The following is a 14,100-nucleotide window of genomic DNA, read 5'->3' as shown; positions in this document are numbered from 1 at the left end:
AACGGTCATTAAAGTGTCGAATCTGCGCGTCCTCAGGGAACAGACATGGTGCACCTTTTCCGGACTTCCCTCGGTGTCATGGCGCTCGCGGTGGCCGCTCTCGGCGCCGGTACCGGCGCGCATGCCTCGAGCGCTCCATTTCTCGCGCACCAGGCGCTCTACGATCTGAACCTCGTCAAATCGCGTTCCAATTCCATCAGCAGCGCGCGCGGCCGCATCCTCTACAATTTCGCCGGCAACAGCTGCGAAGGCTACACGTCCGAATTCCGCCAGGTCTCCGAGCTCGACAGCGGCGAGGGCAAGATCACGCTCAGCGATCTCCGCTCCAATTCCTGGGAGGACGCCGCCGGAAAGAGCTACCGCTTCAAGATCGAAACGCGGATGAACGAGACCGAGGCGGGCCTGGTCGACGGCTCTGCGGTGCGCAACGGCGACCACATCGACGTCAAGCTGAAATTGCCGGCGCCGAAGAACTTCACGCTCGACGGCAAGATCGTGTTTCCGACCGAACAGATCCAGCGCATCATTGCCGCCGCCAAGGACGGCAAATCGCTTCTCGAGCTCTCAGTCTATGACGGCTCCGACGATGGCCAGAAGGTCTACAACACGCTGACCGTGATCGGTCAGCCGATCCCCGCCGACCGTACCGCTTCGCCCGATCCGGCGACGGCGGACGAGCACATGAAGTCGCTGACGCGCTGGCCGGTGACGGTCAGCTATTTCGATCGCGACGTCCCGCAGAAGGAAGGCGAGCAGACGCCTGTTTATGCGATGTCGTTCGAGCTCTACGAGAACGGCGTCTCCCGTCAGCTCGTGCTCGACTACAACGACTTCGTGATCTCCGGCGCGATGGGCAAGTTCGACGTCAAGGACAGCAAGCCCTGCAATTGAGGGGCGAGGCTAGCCCCAAGCACAGTCTCCGGCTACGCTCCCTCCCGACCACAAACTCCGGGAGCCAGCCCATGCCCAAGCTCGATCATCTCCGCCCCAGCGGCCTGCATCACAATCCCGCCTATTCCCACGTCGTCACCGCCTCCGGCGCACGCACGATCTACATCTCCGGCCAGGTGTCGGTGGACGAGGAGGGGCGGATCGTCGGCGAGGGCGACATCGCCGCGCAGACCACGCAGGTGATGCAGAATCTCGGTCACGCCTTGAAGGCGGCCGGTGCCACCTACGCCAACATCGTGAAGATCACGACCTTCGTCGTCGGCTACAAGCCGGAGCTGCGCCCCATCATCGGCAAGGCCCGCTCGGTGTTCTTCGAAGGCATGGAGCCGCCGGCCTCGACGCTGGTCGGCGTCACCGCACTCGCCGCGCCGGAATGGCTGATCGAGATCGAGGCGATCGCGGTCGCGGATTGACTACGCTGAACGCGACGCCGGCGACGCGCCGCCCTTGCTGGGCCGCGTCCGCCCGTGCTTTTGGCAAAACGCGAAAACAACCCCATGCACAGTAGAAACGCAATCCCGGAACGCTGCGTCATTTCGTATTTTTAGAATTTACTTTGACGCGTCGGGCAAAACAGTGGTACTATGCCATCGTAGCCATCCGAACACGGCAACGGCCAATCGAGGCAGGCACGCGATCCACCGCTGCGCGATATCCTGTCTCCGGGAAATCAGCGCTACGGTCGCGAGGCGCTTTCGCACGAAAGGAAGGGCCATGTCGCGAGGACTTCGCATCGGAGAGGTTGCCGGCCGAACCGGCCGCAGCTTTATCAGTGGTCAGGCACGATGCCGGTTTTTGTATTCCCCAAATCCTGAACAGCTTTGTTCATTGTACTGTCGTTGACAAAACCACCAGCCGCCGGTGACGAGCCAGATTTTGTCTGCTCGTTCGGGGAGGTGCCGAGCCGACTTCCTGTCGTTCCATGACTGAGGGCGTTGCTCGTGTTTGGTCCTGGCGACCCCCCGGTCCCATTGACTGATCCGGGAGCAGACATCGACCCGGCAGCCGTGCTGATCGAGCCAGCCCCCGTTGCCGAACCACCCCCAGCCCCGGCGCCACCACTGCTTTGTGCATAGGCGAGGGTACTAAATGCGGCGACGAAAAGTGCGACCAGTCCAACCCGAACTCTCATGGTGAGACCCTCGTTGTACCACGCCGACAAATGCCCGGGTTCGCAGCGGTTCCAAAGAGCAGGCCGATGTGCGTCCAATCGTCGGCTCTTTGGGATTAGCTATGCGGCGAGTGCTACCGGGTGTCCTAATGCTCCGTCTGGTTCGCACTGACGCGCCACACCGCGTTGCCTGTATCGTCGGCGACCAGTAGCGCACCCGTGCGGTCAATTGCGACGCCCACGGGCCGGCCCCGCACCGTCGCGTTGTCGTTGCCGAGAAATCCGGTTACGACCGGGACAGGCTTGCCCTCGGGCCGACCGTTCACCAGCGGCACGAAAATAACCTGATAGCCATTGACAGGGCTGCGGTCCCAACTGCCGTGCTCGCCGACAAAGATGCCGTCACTGAATTTGGGTGACAGTTTCTCGCCTTTGCTGAACGCGAGACCAAGCGCGGCCACGTGCGAGCTTAGGCTGTAGTCGGGCTTGATCGCCTTGGCCACGAGGTCCGGCCTTTGCGGATGGACACGTATGTCAACGTGCTGGCCCCAATAGCTGTAAGGCCAGCCATAGAAAGCGCCCTCCTGCACCATGGTGAGATAGTCGGGGACCAGGTCCGGGCCGATCTCGTCCCGCTCGTTCACGACCGCGAACAGCCGTCCGGTGTCGGGATCAACGGCGAGATTGGTCGGATTTCGCGTGCCCGACGCGAAAATGCGCTTGGCACCCGACGAGCGATCCACCTCGTAAATCGCTGCTCGCCCCTCTTCGGCGTCAAGCCCGTTTTCGGTGATGTTGCTGTTGGACCCGACGCCAACATAAAGCTTGGATCCATCCGGACTTGCTACCATCGATTTGGTCCAGTGATGGTCGATCGGTCCGGCTGGAAGGTCCGCAAGCTTCCTCCCTGGCTCAGTGATCTCGGTCTGCCCGAGCGTGTACTTGAACGCCATGATCGCGTCCGTGTTGGCCACGTAGAGTGTGCCGTCCACATAAGCCACCCCGTAGGGTGAGTGGAGGTGGTCGACGAGAACAGTTTGCTGCTCCGAGATTCCATCTCCGTTGGCATCGCGAAGCAGGGTGATGCGGTTGCCACCTTTGCCGGCCGTGCCGGCCCGCGCTTTTACTTTGCCTTGGATGAAGTCCTTGGGCCGGAAAGGTGTAGTGCCGGGACTGTTACCCTCCACGACCAAGATATCGCCGTTCGGCAGAGCATAGACGATACGAGGATGCATCAGCCCCGTCGCCATCGACTGGACTTTCAACCCATCAGTGGTCGTCGGCGTCTCCCCTGGTTTCCAGCCAATCTCCTTCGGGACGCTCATGGGGGGCAGCAGATAGTTCTGAGGCTCCGGGAGGTAAGGATCTGCTCCGTATTGCCGCATGGGATCGCCGCCTTGGTCGCTGCAGGCGGTCAGCGCGAACAGAGTGCAGATGGCTGGCAAGCCACGAAGCGCATGAATCACGGTCTCTCTCCGATCGCGGGAGCGCGAACCGTGGTCACCTTCCAACCGGTGGCGGCGGCCATCAGCAGCAGAATTGTCACGATTGCGGAAAGCGAAATTCCCTGAGGCACGACCGAGGTCCAGGCGTCACGGCTGTGAATGAAAACGTTCAAGAACGAGAGAAGCGCGGCCGCTGCGACGAGCAGGAAGGCGATCCAATCGATCCGTCCCGCTCGGCCTGCGACAAAATCGACAATCAGGGCAATCGTGGCGACTAAAGCCAGAACCAGGCCAGCCGTAATCAGCCAAGCCGACGAGTTGGCCCACTGCCAGTTTGACGTTTCCCAATACATCAGGTCGGTGACCAACGCGGCAATCAACAGGGTTCCTCCGGCGGAGATGAAGCCGGGGTGCAGCAGTGATTTGGGACTGATCCCGGGCGGCGATCTCGCCATGTGCTCTCCTCAACATCCAATGTCGCGCCCAAGCGGCTGCCAACCGCTCAGAACATTGCGAACGGAACGCATCCATCACGTCGATTGGCCCACCAACGGAGCCCGTAGAGGTGTGTTCCTAATGGAATTCAGTCAGCTGACCACCAGCAGGTGCCAGAAGGCGAAAACAGTCACAGCCGACAACCAAAGCGGCGCCGCATCGAGTTCATCCGGGAACAGGAGCACATTCTCGCACTGGCCTTTAGAGCCAAGCTTTGCGTAAGCTCGACCTGGTCGATCGAAACGATCTGTGCTCCGGTCCTCAAAAAGATGATCTAAATCCATAGGCGCGGCGTCACCAGCGCCTTTGGGTTAGCGGAGCCGACGACCCGAAAATCGGCCTGCCAATTGAGTGACTGTGACCGAGTGTGAGCGGCGCAACGACTGCGCCCGGTCAATGCTGCCCCAAAAGAATGGCCCCCATTGTCGGGGGCCTAGTTTTAGGAGGGGACACACAGGTCATGGAGCCAACCCCTCCTATTTTGCCTCGTTCCTAGCGATGTTCGCGAAGCTGCCGCTCCAACGCGATTGCTTGATCTGCGTTAGAGGCTCGCTTCAGAAAGGCGTTCCGCTCATCCCCCGGGGCTTTCGCTCCGCCTCGCCCGTCCGCCTGAGCCCCGGCGAACCGCCGCCGTGGCTGCTCGAGGGCCTTTCAGGATCCGAACGGGGAGGCTCTCGAACCGTTTGCTGCCCGCGCATTCGGCGGAACGGCAAACCATTTTTTCCAGGTTTGATCCAAAGCCGACGCGATCAACCAGACTATCGGAAGGGGCACATTCCCGCTTGCCAAACTTTGCAGCACGATACAACCTATGGTGACAAAGTATGTTACGAGTTGCAAACTGCGCTTCGCGCGGAACTCGTTGCCAAGCCTCTGCTGTCTCGCGCGAGCCATTTCAGCGACTCCTTGCGAAGGATTACTTTTAATGAACATTCCAGCGATATTGAGCGCCGGTGCCATCGGCCTAGGTTTTCTCTTAGCGTTTTTGACCTATCTCCTGCTACGAGCTAATGCGAGAGGTACGCCTATTTACGTTTTCATGTGTTTCTGCTTTGCCCTCGTGTTGGTCGGCGCCATATTGCAGTACATGGCATTCGATGCGCGATCTCTGCAGAGCCAGGTGAACACTCTGCAAGTTGAATTGCAGCACGCAAATGAAGGTAAGCCCGCCACCGAGCAAGAGCTGCAGAAGGCGAGGAGTTATGCTGATGCATGTCAACAGAAATCGCTTGCCCTGGAGAAAGATTTGGCGCGCGCAAATCAAGTTATGTCTGGAATTGCAGCCGTCATTCCGGAGTCGATCAAGAACCTGCAAGACGTAAATACTATACTCACCGGGAACTACTGTGCGGGCGGCTCATCTGGGGTTCCTATCTGGGGTGGCAGAGGAACGACGGCTGCAGCGCAAAGTACAAAGGTGATCAGTAACCTCAGTGCCGCAAAGAGTGCGATTGAAAGCGTCGTGCCTCAAAAATGATTGCAATTCGGTCAATCTGCCCCCCTTGCAGCCCTCATCGTGCGCCGGGTACCACTTCAACTTGGCAGATAGTCCTCTGATGGCCCTTCAGCGACCTTGGCAGACGTCCATTTCCCGCCGCTGTCAGGGGTCGACCAGACATCAGGCAGCCAGCTGCTTACGAGGTCACAGCTTCGATTGAGCTCGGCCCGCTCATGTTTTGCAGTAGAGCCATTGCTTCATCGGCCCTGTCGCAAGGCACGAAGAGGTGGTCGTGATGAAAGGCCGACACAGCGTTGACGCTGATGCCGGCTGCGGCGAGGCGCGCGGTGATGGCTGCCAGGAATCCGACGGCGTCGAGTGTGGAGTGGACTGTCAACGTAATCAGGCGCGAGGGGAAAGCGTAACGCAATCCGGTCGCTTCGGCTTGCTCACGTGGGATGACAAGCGTCGTTCCTTCGCGTTCGCGGAACGTCAGCATCGGGCTGATGATCGCGGGAATGCTCGCGCTCGGCGCAATCGGGCAAAACACGAAGATGCCGTCCAGCATCTCCGGCTTCATGCTCTTCAGCAGTGCACCGAGATCGCGCTCGCCTGTCACCATATGCCAGCCCTCTCGCCGCGCGAGCGGCTGTTGAATCCACGACCAACATACCTTGGTATATCCCCTCTAATCCTTCTCATGCGCCGACCTTACGGTGGTACAATTGAGCGACGGCGGGAGATTCTTACAATTTGAGTCCACTCGGGTCATCACGCGGAGCTCAAATGAACGTCGTCATCCAAAAGCTCAACGGCTTGTGGCACCTCATCGTCGGGTCTAGTCAGATACGGACTCCCTTCCCGGAGACGCAGGATCGGCAGCTGGTCGTTCGGTACGCCAGGCGCGTCTATCCTGGTGCGCAAATCTTTGAGTGCGACTGATTTGCGCAGGACGCCATCACTCCTGCGCCTTCTCCGGTCCCTCATAGGCGATGCCGCGGATGACGGCGGCGCTGCCGAACTTCTTGCGCAGGCTGTCCACCGCGCGCTCGGCGTGGGCGGCGCGGCGGTCGAGCATGTCGGTGTCGTCGGCAGGGGAGCCGTCGCGCAGCGCGCTGACCCCGGCGCCCATGAGGCGGAACGCGGTGCCGTCGATCTCCTTCGCCAGCATCTCGCGGCAGATCGAAAAGATCTTTGCGGCGAGCTGCGTCGGTGCTGCGATCGACTGCGAGCGGGTGCGCTGGCGGAAATCGGCGGTTTTCAGTTTCAGCGTGACGGTCGAGCCGGCCAACTCGCTGCTCTTGAGCCGCGACGACGTCTTCTCGCAGAGCCGCCACAGGATCTTTTCCAGCGACGCGAAATCGCGGATGTCGGTCTCGAACGTCGTCTCGCTCGAAATGGTCTTGGCGCCGCGGTCAGGCTCGACGCGCCGATCATCAATACCGCGCGCGAGCCGCCAAAGCCTGCGGCCGTCACTCGGAAACTGCCGCATCAGCTCGATCTCGTCGGCCTTCTGAAGATCGGCGATGATGCGGAAGCCTCGCTGCAGAAGGCGTTCCTGCGTCGCCGGCCCGACGCCAAAGATGAAGCCAACAGGCTTTTCCGCCAGCATGATGCGTGCTTCGTCCTGATCGAGCGCGGCAAAGCCGCGCGGCTTGTCGAGGTCGGAGGCGATCTTGGCCAAAAACTTGTTGCAGGACAGGCCGACCGAGACGCTGATGCCGACGTCGCGCTCGACCTTGCGGGCGAACCGCGCCAGCACCTTTGCCGGGATCATGCCGTGCACCCGCTCGGTGCCGGAGAGATCGAGAAAGGCCTCGTCGATCGAGAGTGGCTCGACCAGCGGCGTCAGCGCCTGCATCGCCTGCCGCACCTCGCGGCCGACGCGGACATACTTGGCCATGTCAGGCGGGATCACGGTCGCATGCGGACAGGCTTCCAACGCCTTGAACATCGGCATGGCCGAGCGCACGCCATAGGTGCGCGCGATATAGCAGGCGGCCGAGACGACGCCGCGTTTTCCGCCGCCGATGATGACGGGCTTGTCGGCGAGGTCAGGATTGTCGCGCTTCTCCACCGTCGCATAGAAGGCGTCGCAATCGATATGGGCGATCGTCAGGCTCGCGAGCGTACGGTGCCGGACGAGGCGAGGGGAGCCGCAGGCGGAACAGCGCCGCCCGCCCATATCCAGATCGGCCAGGCAATCCCGGCAGAAGCACCGAGGCCCGGCCGGGTCGGGGAGGGTCACGGCACGTCGCGCTCCCAATTGGGATCACCGAGCGCATCGCCCAGCACCTGGCGTGCTGCGGCAACGTTGGTCGGATGCAGTTCCGAAGCCTTGGCAAAGGCCTTCACGGTGTCGTCATCGCGCAGCACGAAATCGAGCACGCTGAGCAGGAAATTCGGGTCCGAGGCGGCGTTCCGGAGCGTCTCCGGGCCGACCCCCGTCTCGGCCAGGAACAGGCCCAGCCGCTCAGGGTCGCCCGCAACAAAGGACAGCGCCTGAATCGCAACGATTTCAGCTACTTCGCGGGGGTTGTGAACAGGCTTTTTCACGGGCCCAGTTTGCCTTTCCGTTAACTTTCGGTGTCTACTTTGGACTATGCCCGAGTCTCTAGGCTGAGTCTCGGGACTGAGTCTCGGCGCTTGAGTCTTGCTGGGCCAGACAAGCAACTGGAAACCACATCGCAGAAAGTGGCCCCTCGGGTTTAACGAAACTCAAGCGAATTCGAGGCTAGTTTGAATCCAGTTTTCGAAGCGCCGGAAAGCGGCGCCTGAGGCGTCACATGCATCGGTCTTTGGGACCAAACAGGAGGGCGGGATGGCTAAGACCGTCCTGATCGTGGAAGACAACGAGCTCAACATGAAGCTCTTCCGCGACCTGCTGGAGGCCCACGGCTACCAGACATCGGGCACCAGCAACGGCTACGAGGCGCTCGACCTCGTGCGCAAGATGCGGCCCGATCTGGTGCTGATGGATATCCAATTGCCGCAGGTATCGGGGCTCGAGGTGACGCGCTGGATCAAGGACGATCCGGAGCTGCGCGCCATTCCCGTCGTCGCGGTCACGGCGTTCGCGATGAAAGGCGACGAAGAACGCATCCGCGAGGGCGGCTGCGAAGCCTATTTGTCCAAGCCGATCTCGGTCGGCAAATTCATCGAGACGGTCCGGCGTTTTATCGGATAGGAAGTGAGTTCACAGTGTCCGCGCGTATCCTTGTCGTCGATGACGTTCCAGCCAACGTCAAACTGCTCGAGGCCCGTCTCTCCGCCGAATATTTCGACGTGATGACCGCCTCGAACGGCACCGAGGCACTGGCGCTGGCCCGCCGCGCCGAATGCGACATCATCCTGCTCGACGTGATGATGCCTGACATGGACGGCTTCGAAGTCTGCCGTCGCCTCAAGACCGACCCGGCCACCCACCACATTCCCGTCGTGATGGTCACCGCTCTCGACAGCCCGTCCGACCGCAATCGCGGCCTGGAAGCCGGCGCCGACGACTTTCTGACCAAGCCCGTCTCCGACGTCGTGCTGATCGCGCGCGTGCGCTCGCTGACGCGGTTGAAGATGATGACCGATGAGCTGCGCATGCGCGCCATCACCTCGCTCGAGATCGGCATGCAGGCGCCCGAGCGCAGCGCCATCGCCGATGCAGGCAAGGGTGGCCGCATCCTGCTGGTGGACGACCGCCCGTCGTCCTACGAGCGGCTGGGGACGATCCTCGCCGCCGAGCACACCATCGACGTCGAGCCGAATCCGACAGAAGCCCTGTTCCATGCCGCCGAGGGCAATTACGATCTGCTGATCGTTTCGCTCGACCTGAACAATTTCGACGGCCTGCGGCTCTGCAGCCAGGCCCGCTCGCTGGAGCGCACGCGCCACGTGCCGATCCTGGCGGTTGCGGAGGCGGAAAACTCCACGCGGCTGCTGCGCGGACTCGAGATCGGGGTCAACGATTACCTGCTGCGCCCGATCGACAAGACCGAGCTGCTGGCGCGCGCCCGCACCCAGATCCGCCGCCGCCGCTACACCGATCATTTGCGCGACAACGTGCAGAACTCGATCGAGATGGCGATCACCGACGCGCTCACCGGCCTGCACAATCGGCGCTACATGGAGAGCCATCTGGCGACGCTGGCCGAGCAGGCATCCGCCCGCGGCAAGCCGCTCGCGCTGATGATCCTGGACATCGACTATTTCAAGTCGATCAACGACAATTTCGGCCATGACGGCGGCGATGACGTGCTGCGCGAGTTCGCGGTGCGCGTGCGCAAGTCGATCCGCGGCATCGATCTGGCCTGCCGTTATGGCGGCGAGGAGTTCGTCATCGTGATGCCGGAGACCGATCTCCACGTCGCCGGCATGGTCGCCGAGCGGCTGCGGCGTTCGATCGCGGGTGAGCCCTTTGCCGTCAACAAGGGCACCAAGCGCGTCGAGGTCACGATCTCGATCGGGCTGACCACGCTGGAGCAGAAGGGCGAAGCGGTCGCCGACGTCCTCAAGCGCGCCGATACCGCGCTCTACCGCGCCAAGCATGACGGACGCAATCGCGTGGTGGCGCAGGCGGCGTGACCGTTCGCGCGCTGGACCCAACGTGTAACCTTGGGGCCATAACCGTCCCCCGAACTCCGCTGTCATTCCCCGCGAAAGCGGGGAATCCAGTACGCCGCGGCGTCTCGGCCGGAGCCTCACCGTCTCTGGAATACTGGATCACCCGCTTTCGCGGGTGATGACACCGAGCAATACGACGACGGTGATTATTGCGGCGAACGCTTGCCCTTGACCGGTTTCGCTGCCTCATCGCTCACATCCACGCCCGCGTTCCGCAGCAGCACCTTCGCCGCTTCTTTCGCCGCGCGCGCCATGGCGGGATCGTCACGCACCAGATCCTGCGCGATCGAGCCGTCGACCAGCAGCACGAGTTGCGTGGCGAGTGCGTCCGCATCCGAAACACCGAGCTCGGTCAGCCGCTCGCGAAACCACACGCGGCGGCTTTCCTTGAAGGCGATGGCGATCTTTTTCACGGCGCGGTCTGTCGGACCTAGCTCGGCGACCGCATTGACGAACGGGCAGCCGCGAAAATCCTTCGCCGCGAAACGCCGCTCGAGCGAATCGAAGGTACCGAGGATCTGCTCGGCCGGCGGCTTGTCGGAGGGGCGGGCGCTTACGAAGCGGCGCTCCAGATAGGCCGCGATCAGCGCGTCCTTGGAGGGGAAGTGGTTGTAGAGCGTGCGCTTGGAGATGCCGATCTCGGCCGCGATGGTGTCGACGCCGATCGCGCGAATGCCCTGCAGATAGAACAGCCTGTCGGCGGTCTGAAGGATCCGCTCTTTCATCGACTGTGGTGCGGGCGGGGGAGCCATGCGTCGACAAATATCCTCTTCGCTTGACAGCGCCCGCCACCTATAGACTAATTACACAGGTCTGTGTAACCGAAGTCAACCGATATTGCAGACGTCGGCGCGCGTCCTGCGCCCTCGAGGGAGACAAAAATGCCCCTGTTGCAGGTCCTGCGTCCGGCCTTGCCGATCCTGATCGGCGCCTCCATCATGCTGACGCTGAGCATGGGGCTGCGCCAGTCGCTCGGCATCTTCATGCAGCCGCTGACGCACGACATCCACCTTTCGGTGTCGGACTTCACGCTGGCGCTGGCCGTGCAAAACCTCGCCTGGGGCTTTCTCCAGCCGCCGGCCGGCGCGATGACGGTGCGCTTCGGCTTCCGCCCGATCATGATCGTGGGCGCGCTGATGTATATCGCCGGCCTCATCCTGATGGCGACCGCGGGCGGTCTCGTCAGCATCATGATCGGCGCAGGCGTGCTGATCGGCACCTCGCTTGCCTGCACCGCGGCCGCAATCGCGATGTCGGTGGCGGCGCGCGCGGTGCCCGCGGCGGTGCGCTCGACGGTGCTCGGCATCGTCTCCGGCGCGGGCTCGCTCGGTGCGCTGTTGTCGGCGCCGATCGGGCAGATGCTCAACGAGGGCTTTGGCTGGCGCATTGGGCTCGCCGGCTTCGTCGTCATGTCGGTGCTGATGATCCCCGCCGCCTGGTACGCCGGCCGCGTCGACGCCATCCCGCTGCCCAAGCCCGCCGCCGACGACATCGGCGACGCCACGGCCGCGTCCGTCGCGAGGGCCGCCTTCGGCAATGTTTCTTTCGTGGTGATGACCTGCGCCTATCTCGTCTGCGGCATGCAGCTCGTGTTCCTGACCACGCATCTGCCGTCATATCTGGCGATCTGCGGGCTCGATCCGATGCTCAGCGCGCAGACGCTCGGCATGATCGGCGGCTTCAACGTGCTGGGCTCGCTGTTCTTCGGCTGGGCCGGCCAGCGCTGGAACAAGCTGGCCCTGCTCGGGGGCATCTACATCCTGCGCTCGCTCGCGCTCGCCTGGTATTTCATGCTGCCGGCGTCATCGTTCTCGACGCTGCTGTTCGGCGCCATCATGGGCTTTCTCTGGATGGGCGTCGGCCCGCTGGTCGCCGGCGCCGTCGCCGAGATGTTCGGCTTGCGCTGGCAAGCCATGATCCAGGGCCTTGCCTTCATGAGCCACCAGATCGGCAGCTTCCTCGGCGCGTACGGAGGAGGGCTGATCTACGACGCCCTCGGCTCGTACAGCATGGCCTGGCGCATCGGCGTGGCGCTGGGTTTGGCCGGCGGCATCATGCAGGTCGCGTTCGCACTGATGCGGCCCGCACAGCCACCGGCGCCGGTGCTGCGAACGGCGTAGCTGCGAGTGGACAGCAGCCGCTCCAATCGCACCTATCGGGGACGCGGACCGCGGTCCGGACGAGGCGGCCGTTGCGCATAGGGGTTCAGCAGGCACATGGCGGGAAGACCCACAGTCTCCGCTTTGCACTGTTCCCACGAACTATATCGGCACGAAATCCAGCTGACGCCGCCCCTTTTCCACTGCTGAAGGCAAACCGGATCATTGCCACCGAAGCGTTGAGCTCCAGCTGGCGTGGGCGCGGACATTATGACCCATATGACGAGCAGAAAGGGACGGGCGCGCATGATGTGACTCCGACGATTTGCAGATCCTGCCTTGGAACTGCGGACACAGAGAGTCCTCCCACCACGGCAATCATACTTCGGCGCGCTCGCGGAACAAAGGACGTGCAATGAGGTGCACTCCGCGGCGCAACCATCGTTGCGCGCATTTCGCCCGCCAGCGTTGCCAACGAGCGATCCGAACCATATCGTTGGCGTCCGATGAATTCGTTTACGGCCGAGCTTCGGGAGCCAGCAACATGAATGCGGTCTCAGCGCCCAGTCGGGTCAATCGTCCTCCAGGGCGGGTTGAGGTCGCGTCCGCATGGCTCGGCGCCGAGATGAAGGCCAATCCCGATCGATGGTTGATCTCGCTTGATGCCGGCGATATCGCGGAGCTCGAGACCGCGGCTGAATCATATCTCGGTCGGAGCAAGAAGATCGCCGACATCACGAAGGACAGTTTTCCGCTCCCTCGTTTCGGCGCGCATCTGGACGATCTCAAGAAGACGCTGCTGGTTGGCCTGGGCTTTGAAGTCATACGCGGCCTTCCGGTCGCAAAATACAGCCAGGAGTTTGCCGCGACGATCTTTTGCGGGGTGGGCGCCCATCTCGGATCGGCACGGTCCCAGAATGCGGCAGGGCACATTCTCGGTCACGTGCGCGACACAGGTGCGGATGCGAGGGATCCGAACACGCGGATCTATCAGACGTCGGAAAGGCAAACGTTCCACACGGATTCGTCCGACGTCGTCGGATTGTTATGCATTCGCGAGGCGATGGAGGGCGGCGATTCCCTTCTCGTCAGTACATCCACAATCTACAACGAGATGTTCGACAGGCGTCCCGACCTTGCCGCCCTGTTGTTTGATCCAATCGCGACGGACCGGCGCGGCGAGGTGCCGGAGAACGAAAAGCCATATCTGCAAATCCCGGTGCTGAATTGGCATGCGGGGTTCCTGACCGGGTTCTATCAGCGTCAGTATATCGATAGTGCGCAGCGCTTCCCCGATGCGCCGAGACTGACGCCGGCTCACGTCGAGGCGCTCGATCTCTTTGACGCGCTGGCAAATGATCCCGATCTGCATTTTGGCATGCGGCTTCAGCCGGGGGATATGCAGTTCGTCTACAATCATGCCTTGCTGCATGATCGGACGGGTTTCCGCGATTGGCCCGATGCAAGCCGGAAGCGTCATCTGTTGCGCCTTTGGCTCAGCATGGAAGGCGACCGGCCGCTGCCCGATTGCTTCAGGGAGCGCTACGGTTCGATCGAGATCGGCAATCGCGGCGGCATCATCACCAAAGGCACCAGCCTGAACGTTCCGCTGGATTGACGTTCGGAACCGGGGCCGGCTCAGCGGACGATGCTGCGCATCGCCCAGGGGGCACCGCGCGCGGCACACCAGGGCGGAAACGAAAACGGGGCCCCGAGGACCCCGCAAAACTCTTCGACGTTTTCGCCGATCCTACTTGATCTTGGCTTCCTTGAATTCGACGTGCTTGCGCGCGACCGGGTCGTACTTCTTCTTGACCAGCTTGTCGGTCATGGTGCGCGAATTCTTCTTGGCGACGTAGTAGAAGCCGGTGTCGGCCGAGGACACGAGCTTGACCTTGATGGTGACCGCTTTGGCCATGTTCTGAACCTCAGAAATGAAGGGAATCT

Annotated in this window: 15 protein-coding genes; 7 read left to right on the top strand and 8 right to left on the bottom strand. The window is 62.2% G+C overall.

All coding sequences use genetic code 11. The features are described from left to right. Positions 1 to 45 precede the first annotated feature (45 nt). Together ACVW16_RS03380 and ACVW16_RS03375 are read left to right on the top strand one after the other, a co-directional pair. Positions 46 to 891 carry a cell envelope integrity EipB family protein gene (locus ACVW16_RS03380; RefSeq protein WP_456703967.1) on the top strand — a complete coding sequence of 282 codons (846 nt, stop codon included), beginning with the start codon at positions 46 to 48 and terminating at the stop codon, positions 889 to 891. Between the two features lie 71 nt (positions 892 to 962). Beyond that, a complete protein-coding gene (locus ACVW16_RS03375; protein ID WP_456703966.1) occupies positions 963 to 1,364 on the top strand; it encodes a RidA family protein in 402 nt (133 codons plus the stop codon). 844 nt (positions 1,365 to 2,208) lie between these two features. Here ACVW16_RS03375 and ACVW16_RS03370 read toward each other — a convergent pair. Continuing rightward, positions 2,209 to 3,528 carry a PQQ-dependent sugar dehydrogenase gene (locus ACVW16_RS03370; protein ID WP_456703965.1) on the bottom strand — a complete coding sequence of 440 codons (1,320 nt, stop codon included), beginning with the start codon at positions 3,526 to 3,528 and terminating at the stop codon, positions 2,209 to 2,211. Next, positions 3,525 to 3,962, bottom strand: coding sequence for a DUF2231 domain-containing protein (locus ACVW16_RS03365; RefSeq protein WP_456735376.1), 438 nt, complete (start codon positions 3,960 to 3,962; stop codon positions 3,525 to 3,527). Before ACVW16_RS03365 ends, ACVW16_RS03370 begins: the two co-directional genes overlap by 4 nt. Positions 3,963 to 4,927: 965 nt before the next feature. Here ACVW16_RS03365 and ACVW16_RS03360 point away from each other — a divergent pair. Beyond that, positions 4,928 to 5,479 (top strand): hypothetical protein, encoded by a 552-nt coding sequence (locus ACVW16_RS03360; protein WP_456735375.1) that lies wholly within the window; start codon positions 4,928 to 4,930, stop codon positions 5,477 to 5,479. Positions 5,480 to 5,636: 157 nt separating this feature from the next. Here the strand turns inward: ACVW16_RS03360 and ACVW16_RS03355 are convergent, their stop codons facing one another. From ACVW16_RS03355 to ACVW16_RS03345, 3 genes are all read right to left on the bottom strand, one after another. Next, positions 5,637 to 6,059 (bottom strand): ACT domain-containing protein, encoded by a 423-nt coding sequence (locus tag ACVW16_RS03355; RefSeq protein WP_456738179.1) that lies wholly within the window; start codon positions 6,057 to 6,059, stop codon positions 5,637 to 5,639. 339 nt (positions 6,060 to 6,398) lie between these two features. After that, a complete protein-coding gene (locus ACVW16_RS03350; RefSeq protein WP_456735374.1) occupies positions 6,399 to 7,688 on the bottom strand; it encodes a DNA polymerase IV in 1,290 nt (429 codons plus the stop codon). Beyond that, on the bottom strand, positions 7,685 to 7,996 hold the full coding sequence (locus ACVW16_RS03345) for a DUF3572 domain-containing protein (RefSeq protein WP_092236002.1): 312 nt from the start codon (positions 7,994 to 7,996) through the stop codon (positions 7,685 to 7,687). The genes ACVW16_RS03350 and ACVW16_RS03345 overlap by 4 nt, the downstream gene beginning before the upstream one ends. A 265-nt stretch (positions 7,997 to 8,261) precedes the next feature. On the opposite strand from ACVW16_RS03345, the gene ACVW16_RS03340 reads away from it, so the two are divergent. Then, positions 8,262 to 8,627: a response regulator gene (locus ACVW16_RS03340; protein ID WP_008566616.1), complete on the top strand. Its 366-nt coding sequence runs from the start codon at positions 8,262 to 8,264 to the stop codon at positions 8,625 to 8,627. Positions 8,628 to 8,641: 14 nt separating this feature from the next. Next, positions 8,642 to 10,015: a PleD family two-component system response regulator gene (locus ACVW16_RS03335; protein ID WP_456703960.1), complete on the top strand. Its 1,374-nt coding sequence runs from the start codon at positions 8,642 to 8,644 to the stop codon at positions 10,013 to 10,015. Between the two features lie 185 nt (positions 10,016 to 10,200). On the opposite strand, the gene ACVW16_RS03330 is transcribed toward ACVW16_RS03335, so the two are convergent. Then, positions 10,201 to 10,806 carry a TetR/AcrR family transcriptional regulator gene (locus tag ACVW16_RS03330; protein WP_456703959.1) on the bottom strand — a complete coding sequence of 202 codons (606 nt, stop codon included), beginning with the start codon at positions 10,804 to 10,806 and terminating at the stop codon, positions 10,201 to 10,203. A gap of 129 nt (positions 10,807 to 10,935) precedes the next feature. On the opposite strand from ACVW16_RS03330, the gene ACVW16_RS03325 reads away from it, so the two are divergent. Beyond that, the gene (locus ACVW16_RS03325) at positions 10,936 to 12,174 is read left to right on the top strand and encodes an MFS transporter (RefSeq protein ID WP_456735373.1); all 1,239 of its coding nucleotides are present in this window, start codon (positions 10,936 to 10,938) and stop codon (positions 12,172 to 12,174) included. Positions 12,175 to 12,206: 32 nt separating this feature from the next. Here the strand turns inward: ACVW16_RS03325 and ACVW16_RS03320 are convergent, their stop codons facing one another. Beyond that, positions 12,207 to 12,461: a DUF3551 domain-containing protein gene (locus ACVW16_RS03320; protein ID WP_456703957.1), complete on the bottom strand. Its 255-nt coding sequence runs from the start codon at positions 12,459 to 12,461 to the stop codon at positions 12,207 to 12,209. 236 nt (positions 12,462 to 12,697) lie between these two features. Between ACVW16_RS03320 and ACVW16_RS03315 the strand changes: the two genes are divergently transcribed. Beyond that, positions 12,698 to 13,771 carry a TauD/TfdA family dioxygenase gene (locus tag ACVW16_RS03315; protein WP_456735372.1) on the top strand — a complete coding sequence of 358 codons (1,074 nt, stop codon included), beginning with the start codon at positions 12,698 to 12,700 and terminating at the stop codon, positions 13,769 to 13,771. A gap of 132 nt (positions 13,772 to 13,903) precedes the next feature. Here ACVW16_RS03315 and rpmG read toward each other — a convergent pair whose 3' ends face one another. Further along, on the bottom strand, positions 13,904 to 14,071 hold the full coding sequence (rpmG, locus tag ACVW16_RS03310) for a 50S ribosomal protein L33 (protein ID WP_057756569.1): 168 nt from the start codon (positions 14,069 to 14,071) through the stop codon (positions 13,904 to 13,906). Positions 14,072 to 14,100: the final 29 nt, after the last annotated feature.

The organism is Bradyrhizobium sp. USDA 4474, from assembly GCF_054057515.1.
This window is presented reverse-complemented; position numbering and strand designations above follow the sequence as displayed.